At 65.2% G+C, this 8022-nt stretch carries 6 protein-coding genes; 3 read left to right on the top strand and 3 right to left on the bottom strand.

Annotation, left to right across the window (positions count from 1 at the left end):
- Window positions 1-110: 110 nt before the first annotated feature.
- The 3 genes from CXR02_RS16875 to CXR02_RS16865 form a co-directional block, all read right to left on the bottom strand.
- Window positions 111-1784 carry a cell wall metabolism sensor histidine kinase WalK gene (locus CXR02_RS16875; RefSeq protein ID WP_104063032.1) on the bottom strand — a complete coding sequence of 558 codons (1674 nt, stop codon included), beginning with the start codon at window positions 1782-1784 and terminating at the stop codon, window positions 111-113.
- A 71-nt stretch (window positions 1785-1855) separates the two neighbouring features.
- A complete protein-coding gene (radA, locus tag CXR02_RS16870) occupies window positions 1856-3229 on the bottom strand; it encodes a DNA repair protein RadA (RefSeq protein WP_104063031.1) in 1374 nt (457 codons plus the stop codon).
- A gap of 120 nt (window positions 3230-3349) precedes the next feature.
- Window positions 3350-4477, bottom strand: coding sequence for an aromatic acid exporter family protein (locus CXR02_RS16865; protein WP_104063030.1), 1128 nt, complete (start codon window positions 4475-4477; stop codon window positions 3350-3352).
- 233 nt (window positions 4478-4710) lie between these two features.
- Between CXR02_RS16865 and pstS the strand changes: the two genes are divergently transcribed.
- The 3 genes from pstS (at window position 4711) to pstA (ending at window position 7980) form a co-directional block, all read left to right on the top strand.
- On the top strand, window positions 4711-5832 hold the full coding sequence (pstS, locus tag CXR02_RS16860; RefSeq protein ID WP_104063029.1) for a phosphate ABC transporter substrate-binding protein PstS: 1122 nt from the start codon (window positions 4711-4713) through the stop codon (window positions 5830-5832).
- A 102-nt stretch (window positions 5833-5934) separates the two neighbouring features.
- Window positions 5935-6867 (top strand): phosphate ABC transporter permease subunit PstC, encoded by a 933-nt coding sequence (gene pstC / locus CXR02_RS16855; protein WP_104063028.1) that lies wholly within the window; start codon window positions 5935-5937, stop codon window positions 6865-6867.
- A complete protein-coding gene (pstA, locus tag CXR02_RS16850; protein WP_104063027.1) occupies window positions 6868-7980 on the top strand; it encodes a phosphate ABC transporter permease PstA in 1113 nt (370 codons plus the stop codon).
- Window positions 7981-8022: the final 42 nt, after the last annotated feature.

Genomic DNA, 8022 nt, shown 5'->3' with positions numbered 1-8022 from the left:
CAGCCAAGGCCTGGAAGCCTTCGAAACCGCCAGGAACTCCGCCGCATCAGGAAAAGTACTCCTCAACTTCCAACCGGCAGGCGCAGTGGTTCAGCCCTGAGAACTGTCGTTCAGGACGCCGGCAGGACGAATGTCGCCGTGGTACCTGCGCCCGGAGCGCTGGTCAGGCTCATGGAACCGCCGTGGCCCTCGACGATGGTCTTGCTGATGGGGAGCCCCAGGCCCGCCCCGGGGATGGCCGTTTCGCGGGACCTCGCGGAGCGGAAAAATTTGGTGAACGCCTGCTCCTGGTCTTCCGTGCTCATGCCGACGCCGGGATCGGTGATCGAGCAGACGAGGTCCGTGCCGGTGCGGTGCGCCCGGGCGGTGATGCGGCCGCCGTCCGGAGAGTATTTGATCGCGTTGGAGAGCAGGTTACTGACCACCTGGCGGATCCGCGGGATGTCCATCCGGGCGGTGAGTGACGGCTCCACCTCGAGGACCAGTTCAAGGCCCCTGTTGGCGGCCTGGGGGAGCGTGAAATCGACGACGTCGGCGAGGAGCCGGGCGAGGTCGGCCTCCTGCAGCGAAAGGTCCACACGTTCAGAGGCCACCGCAATCAGATCGTTCACCAGGCCCAACAGATGCGTCGCGTTCCGGTGTACCACCTGCAGTTCGGCTTCGATCCCTTCATGCCCGGGTTCCTCCAGAACGAGTTCGAGGTAGCCGAGGATGGACGTCAGGGGCGTTCGCAGCTCGTGGGAGACGGTGCCAACGAAGTCGTCCTTCGCGGCGAGCGCCGTGATCAGGGCTGTCACGTCCACCAACGTTATGACACCGCCGCTGCGCGCTCCGTCCCTGGAGCAAATTGTGTGCGCGCTGACGGAAAAGGCGCGCTGGTCCTTTTCATCGCCTGCCCAGATAAGCTCGTCCGTGAACACATCGCCCTGGGCAACGCGGGCAGCGGGGAGCCCGCCGGAAGGCACCGGCGTCGCCCGGTCGCTGAGCAGCAGGGTGGTAGTGCTCTCCGCTTCGGTCAGTCGGGCCAACGTCGGATCATCGCGCATGGCCCGGTTGATCAGGACATTGTTTCCGTCCTTGTCCACCACCCAGACGCCCACTCCCACCGCCGCCAGCACGGCGTCCAGGAGCCGCTGGCGGTCCACACTCTCAGCAAGCGTTTCCGCCAGGGCCTGGTCTTTCCGCAGCAGCGCTTTCCGCTGCCGGTGGAGTGTTCCTGAGACGATATGCGCGGAGACGGCGATTGCAGCCATCACCAACGGCAGGAAGATGGTCCGGATCATCGACCCCTGGGTGGGCGGGGAGCCGAGGGCCGCGGCCGGGATGACGGTACTGAGCACGACCCCCAGCACAGCGAGGAGCACCCTGCTGCGCTGGCGGCCTACGGACAGCCAGATCACGGGGAAGACGAGCATCAGGCTCAAGATATTGAAGCTTGGCCCGCCGGCTTCCCTCGTAAAGCCAATGGCAAGGCAATCTAGGACCGGAACCACACTCAACACGGGGGCCGGCACCCTGCCCCATGGGATAGCCGCACACGCAACGAAGATGACCGAATGGCCCAGCAGCGCCAGCCTGAAACGATCATCCAAGAGGGTTTCAGGGCTGAACAACGCAGCGGCCGCCACGATCAGGACCACCGTCACCGTCAGCGGCAGGTGGCTCAACACCACCCGCCCGCGGGCGCCAAGGCCCGCGAATAGCGCGTCGATCCTCCCTGCGAGAAGACCGTCGTGTGGCGGTTCCTGGCCCGGCGTCGAGCCATTTCCTTGCGTTTGATGCATCAGTCTGTCCCCCAGACACAGCTGTGATGACCCTCCGGCTGCCTGAAGGTCGTTGTGAAAGCCTAGCTGCCCTACCCGATCAGCAGGCTCAACGCCTCCGTAAGGTGCTCCACTTCCCGGACGGAGAAGCCTGGTGGCACGGGTCCGGGTCCGTTGTGGCTGGCTGGGACCACGGCGTGGGTGAAGCCCAGACGGTGTGCTTCCTGGATGCGCTGGTTTATGCCGGGCACGGGCCGGACCTCGCCGGCCAGGCCCACTTCGCCGAATGCGATCAGCCGGATGGGCAGGGGTTTGCGGGCCTTCGCGGACGCGACGGCAAGGGCAACAGCGAGGTCAGTGGCCGGTTCACTGAGCTTCACACCGCCCACAGTGGCCACGTAGGAATCGTCCTTGTGCAGCAGGCAGCCGGCACGCTGCTGCAGCACCGCCAGGAGCATGGACACCCGTGAACTGTCCAGGCCGCTGGTGGCCCGCCGGGGCTGCGAGTTGGCGCTCTCCGCAAGCAGCGACTGTACCTCGGCCAGCAGCGGCCGCCGCCCTTCCATGGTCACCGTGATGCAGGTGCCTGAAACAGGTTCCTTGGTGCGGCTGACGAACAGCCCGCTGGGGTCCGTCAGCCCTTCGATGCCGTTCTCATTCAGGTCAAAACAGCCGACGTCGTCCGTGGGCCCGTACCGGTTCTTCACCGCGCGCAGCATCCGGAGCCGGGAGTGACGCTCGCCTTCGAACTGGCAGACCACATCCACTAGGTGTTCGAGCAGCCGCGGCCCCGCGATTGACCCGTCCTTCGTCACGTGCCCCACCAGCAACGTGGTCATGTTCCGGCGCTTGGCCGCCCCGATGATGGACGCCGCAACCTCACGTACCTGCGAGACTCCGCCGGCGCTGCCGTCGACGTTTGCGCTGCTGAGCGTCTGGACCGAGTCCACAATCAGCAGCCGCGGCTCGATCTTCTCCACCTGCCCCAGCGCCTGCCCCAGGTCCGTTTCGGCGGACAGGTACAGGGAGTCGGCGACGGCGTCGATCCGTTCGGCGCGCAGCTTCACCTGTGCAGCGGATTCCTCGCCCGTGACATACAGGACATCCTGGGCGGTGCGGGCAAACTTGGCCGCGACGTCTAGCAGCAGCGTGGACTTGCCCACGCCAGGCTCCCCGGCCAGCAGGATGACCGCGCCCGGAACCAGGCCGCCGCCCAGCACTCGGTCTAGCTCGTCCACTCCGGTGGGCAGGAAAGCCGCCGTAGTGGCATCCACCTCGGCAATCCGGCGGGCCGGCTCCAGAACTGTAGTTGCCGCCGTCGTACGCGCTACGGCGGCGCCGGTTTCCTCAACCGTGCCCCACGCCTGGCACTCGCCGCAGCGCCCCACCCACTTGACCGTGGTCCAGCCGCATTCGGCGCACTTATAAGCCGGCGCCTTGGACGCCCGGGAAGTCTTTGTTGCCATGGGTTCCACCCTACTGGCGGGCACCGACAGTATTGGCCCGAGAGAGGGCAGCATGCAGCGCGGGGGTGACCTATTTGGAGGGCAGCCGCTGGGTGGCGCGAAGTGCCATCTGGGCGAACGCTACAACCCCGGCAGCACGTCCCGGGCCTCGCGCGCATCCATGCCGGTGGCCTCCAGGAGGTCCACCATGAGTGGCCGGAACAGCATCACCACAGTCTCACCCTCAAGCCGCTCGACCTCCAGCAATTTGGGGTGCAGCCTCATCGCGATCTCGCTGAAGTCCTGCCTGGCCGTACGAAGATGGGCGCGGCGCACGCCGTCCTGCGTTTCCGCCAGGCCGAGCGACAGTTCATCAATCGCGGCCGCGGTTTCCTGGAGCACGTCGGCGATGTTCGCGGTGGCGTTGTCTGAAAGCGCGGCGTGGTTGATGGCGCTGGTCAGCCGGCGTGCGAAGACGCGGCTGTTCCTGAGCGCAAGGTCGATGAAGTCAAGGGAATTCTCAAGCCGGTCGAGCTCGTCGCGGTGCCGGCGGTGGGCCGGTGCGAGGGTGGCCACTTCACCGGAAGCGCGCAGGGAATGGCGCATCGCGTCCACGAGCGGCTGGCAGTTCCGGCCGCGGATCAGCGCGTGCCAGGCCTGCGTGGAGTCGCTTTCGGTCAGGGCGGTGGCGCATTCCCGAAGCACTTCGGCCAGTTCGTGGAGCAGCTTCCGGACATCCTTGCGGGGCTCCCGGCGCGGATCCTTCGGAATCAGGATGGTCACCAGGAGGGCGAAAAGGCCACCCACCACGGCGTCCAGGCTGCGCGTGAAAGGCCCGCCGTCCGGCGCCGGCAACAGCACCACAAGCAAGGATTGCAGGCCCAGCTGCGTGGTGAAGATGTTGCCGCTGTCCAGGAAACGGGCCAGCAGGATGGAGAACAGAAGTACGACGGCGGCCTGCCAGATTCCGCTGCCCAGCCAGTGCTGCAGCAGATCACCGACGGCGATCCCGATGGTGCAGCCGAGGCCCACCTCCATCACCCGGCGCAGCCGCGGGTCACGCGAGAAGCCCAACGCGATCAGTGACGATGTGGCCGCAAAGAGGGGTCCGGAGTGCCCCAGGACGTACTCGGCGAAGGCATACGCCCCCACCGCGCACGCGGTCATCTGGACGGCGGGAACCAGGGAATTCCGGCTCCGGACCAGGCCGGTCCGGATGCGTCCGCGCAGGAAACGCCTGCTTGCTGAGAATCCTGCTGCTGCGGCCATGCCCTCCAGTCTATTTGCCGGCCCGATACCTACGCCCGAAAGTGTGACGCGCGCAATGGTGACGCCGCAGTTGTAAGCCAATATGCCGCCGTCGTTAATCTCCTGTTCATCTGCGGCCGCCCATCCCGTTACCTGCGGCCCATAGATTCGTTGAAGGTACAAAACGTACGCATCGCGCTGCAGGGCGTCTCCGGTCCTGCCGCCGCTGAATATCCCTGGAAGGGGTACATCTAGTGAAGGCACTCCGTTTCGGCCGCCACGCGGCTATCGCTGTAATCGCAGCCGGCGCACTCGCGCTCACCGCCTGCGGTTCAGATAACGCCACGGGCAACACGCCTGCAGGCAACCAGACTTCCGCCGGCCCCAAGGTCACCGGCACGCTGACGGGCATCGGCTCTTCCGCGCAGGGCGCAGCGATGGACGCCTGGAAGACCAGCTTCGCCGCCGCCAACCCCGGCGCCACCGTGCAGTACTCCCCGGATGGCTCCGGCGCTGGCCGCAAGGCGCTCGTGGACGGGTCAGCCCAGTTCGGCGGCTCGGATGCCTACCTGAAGGACGAAGAGTTCGCATCCTCCAAGACCGTCTGTGGCCCTGACGGCGCCATCAACATCCCGGTCTACATTTCCCCGATCGCGGTTGCCTTCAACCTCCCGGGCATCACCGAGCTGAAGCTTGACGCAGCTACCGTTGCCAAGATCTTCCGTGGCCAGGTCGCCAACTGGAACGATCCGGCGATCGCCGCCCTGAACCCGGGAGTCTCCCTCCCGGACCTGAAGGTCACTCCCGTGAACCGCTCTGACGATTCCGGTACCACCACCAACTTCACCGAGTACCTTGCGGCTGCTGCTGCGGATGTTTGGACCGACAAGGCTTCCGGCGTTTGGCCTGCAAGCCTGCAGGGCGAGAACGCCAAGGGAACCTCCGGTGTTGTCAAGACCGTCACCGATACCCCCGGCGCAGTGACTTACGCAGATGATTCCGCAGTCAGCGGCAAGCTCGGCGTTGCTCAGATCAAGGTTGGCGAGTCCTTCACCAAGATCTCCGCTGACGCAGCCGCAAAGGCTGTTGATGCAGGCAAGCCCGTTGAAGGCCGCACCGCCAACGACCTGTCCATCAAGCTGGACCGCAAGACCACAATTGAAGGCGCATACCCGATCGTCCTGGTCTCCTTCCACGTTGTCTGCGCCACCTATGACAAGCAGGAGACGGTCGACCTGGTCAAGGCCTTCGAGAACTATGTAGTTTCCAAGGAAGGCCAGCAGGCCGCCGCCGATTCTGCCAAGTCCGCGCCGCTGTCCTCGGCCCTGGCCGAGAAGGCCGTCAAGGCCATCGAATCCATCAAGGTCAAGTCCTAGTACCTGTCCCTGAACCATGTTCCCCGCCACGCCGAAAGGCGGGGCGGGGAACTTTGGCTTGTAAGCTGGATTTAGGCACCGCCCACAACCGAAGGGTCTGGAATGACCGCCACCCCCCTGACTAGTTCCCAGGGCGCAGGCCGCGCCGGGGATAAGATCTTTTCCGGCGCCGCCCTGACCGCCGGGTGCCTCATCCTCGCCGTCTTGTTCGGCGTGGCACTCTTCCTTGTTGTCCAGGCCATTCCGGCGCTCACCGCCCCGGCCGCCGAGATCCAGGGCGGCGAAGGCTTCTTCGCCTACATCTGGCCGATCGTTATTGGCACCCTCATTGCGGCCACCATTGCCCTGGTGATCGCGACACCCATCGCCATCGGCGTGGCCCTGTTCATCTCTCACTTCGCCCCGCGCGGACTGGCGTCCGGCCTTGGCTATGTGGTGGACCTCCTGGCCGCCATCCCGTCGGTGATTTACGGTGCCTGGGGCGCGGCGTTCCTTGCCAAGGAAATCTCCCCCGCCTACAACTGGCTGGCCGAGAACATGGGCTGGTTGCCCATCTTCCAGGGTCCCGCCTCTGCCACGGGCAAAACCATCCTGACCGCGGGCATTGTGCTCTCGGTGATGGTCCTGCCGATCATCACGTCCCTGAGCCGCGAAATCTTCCTGCAGACGCCCAAGCTACATGAGGAAGCCGCCCTGGCCCTCGGCGCCACGCGCTGGGAAATGATCAAAATGTCGGTCCTGCCGTTCGCCCGTCCGGGCATCATCAGCGCCGTCATGCTGGGCCTGGGCCGTGCGCTGGGCGAGACCATGGCAGTTGCCCTGGTCCTCTCTTCCGGTGCCCTGACAGCCAGCCTGATCACGTCCGGCAACCAGACCATCGCCGCGGAGATCGCCCTGAACTTTCCCGAAGCGAGTGGTCTCAAAGTCAGCACGCTGATCGCTGCCGGCCTGGTCCTGTTTGTGATCACCCTGGGAGTCAACATGATCGCCCGCTGGATCATCACCCGGCACAAAGAATTCTCGGGAGCCAACTAAATGTCCTCCACTCTTACCCCCGTGCGCAGTAAGCGTTCAGCCCTCACCAAAGGCCAGCTACCCAAGTACGCGCCGTACGTTGTCGTGGGACTCGCGCTCATCGTGGGCGCCGCAATCCTGGCACTGATCGGGTTCAATGCCTTTGGCTGGGGCATCGTCTCGGCCATCCTCTTCACTGCCGGCCTGGTGGGCTGGAGCGCCGCGGTGGAAGGCTCCCGCAAAGCCAAGGACAAGCTGGCCACCTGCCTGGTGGTGGGCTCGTTCCTGATCGCGCTGCTCCCACTGATCTCCGTGATCTGGACGGTGCTGGTCAACGGAGTCCCCGGCCTCATCTCCCCGGGCTTCCTCACCAGCTCCATGAACGGCGTCACGGGCGTCTACGACAATAAGGCCGTTGAAGAGGGCGCCCCCGTTATCGGTGGCATCTACCACGCCCTGCTGGGTACCATCCAGATCACGCTGGTAGCCACCGTGATCTCCGTGCCCGTCGGACTGCTGAGCGCCATTTACCTGGTGGAGTACGGCAATGACGGCCGTTTGGCCCGCGCCATCACGTTCTTTGTGGACGTTATGACCGGCATCCCGTCCATCGTGGCCGGCCTGTTCGCCGCAGCGTTCTTCTTCGCCGTGGTGGGGCCCGGCACCAAAACCGGTGCCGTCGCCGCCGTCGCGCTTTCGGTCCTGATGATTCCTGTCGTGGTGCGTTCCAGCGAGGAAATGCTCAAGATCGTCCCCAACGAACTGCGCGAAGCGGCCTACGCGTTGGGTGTGCGTAAGTGGCGCACCATCCTCAAGGTGGTTATCCCGACAGCGATCTCCGGCATCGCGTCCGGCGTCACCTTGGCGATCGCCCGCGTTATCGGTGAGACTGCGCCCATCCTGGTCACCGCCGGGTTTGCCACCAGCATCAACAACAACGTGTTCGGCGGCTGGATGGCCTCGCTACCCACGTTCATCTATACCCAGATCCTGAACCCCACCTCGCCGGCGAACCCGGACCCGTCCTCGCAGCGGGCCTGGGGCGCCGCCCTGGTGCTGATCATCCTGGTAATGGTGCTGAACCTTGGCGCCCGGCTGATCGCCAGGACCTTTGCGCCCAAGACCGGCCGCTGAAATTTTTTTCAGCAGGCCATTCCGGTCCTCGCGGCCAAACCC

Origin of the sequence: Arthrobacter sp. 4R501, from assembly GCF_002929755.1 — a bacterium.
GTDB lineage: Bacteria > Actinomycetota > Actinomycetes > Actinomycetales > Micrococcaceae > Arthrobacter.
The sequence above is the reverse complement of the archived record's forward strand: the minus strand, read 5'-3'. Positions and strand labels throughout refer to the sequence as shown.

Excerpts from the sequence above, each read along its gene's own strand:
- CXR02_RS16875 (WP_104063032.1), bottom strand. The coding sequence starts at position 1,784 with ATGCATCAAACGCAAGGAAATGGCTCGACGCCGGGCCAGGAACCGCCA.
- radA (WP_104063031.1), bottom strand. The coding sequence starts at position 3,229 with ATGGCAACAAAGACTTCCCGGGCGTCCAAGGCGCCGGCTTATAAGTGC.
- CXR02_RS16865 (WP_104063030.1), bottom strand. The coding sequence starts at position 4,477 with ATGGCCGCAGCAGCAGGATTCTCAGCAAGCAGGCGTTTCCTGCGCGGA.
- pstC (WP_104063028.1), top strand. The coding sequence starts at position 5,935 with ATGACCGCCACCCCCCTGACTAGTTCCCAGGGCGCAGGCCGCGCCGGG.
- pstA (WP_104063027.1), top strand. The coding sequence starts at position 6,868 with ATGTCCTCCACTCTTACCCCCGTGCGCAGTAAGCGTTCAGCCCTCACC.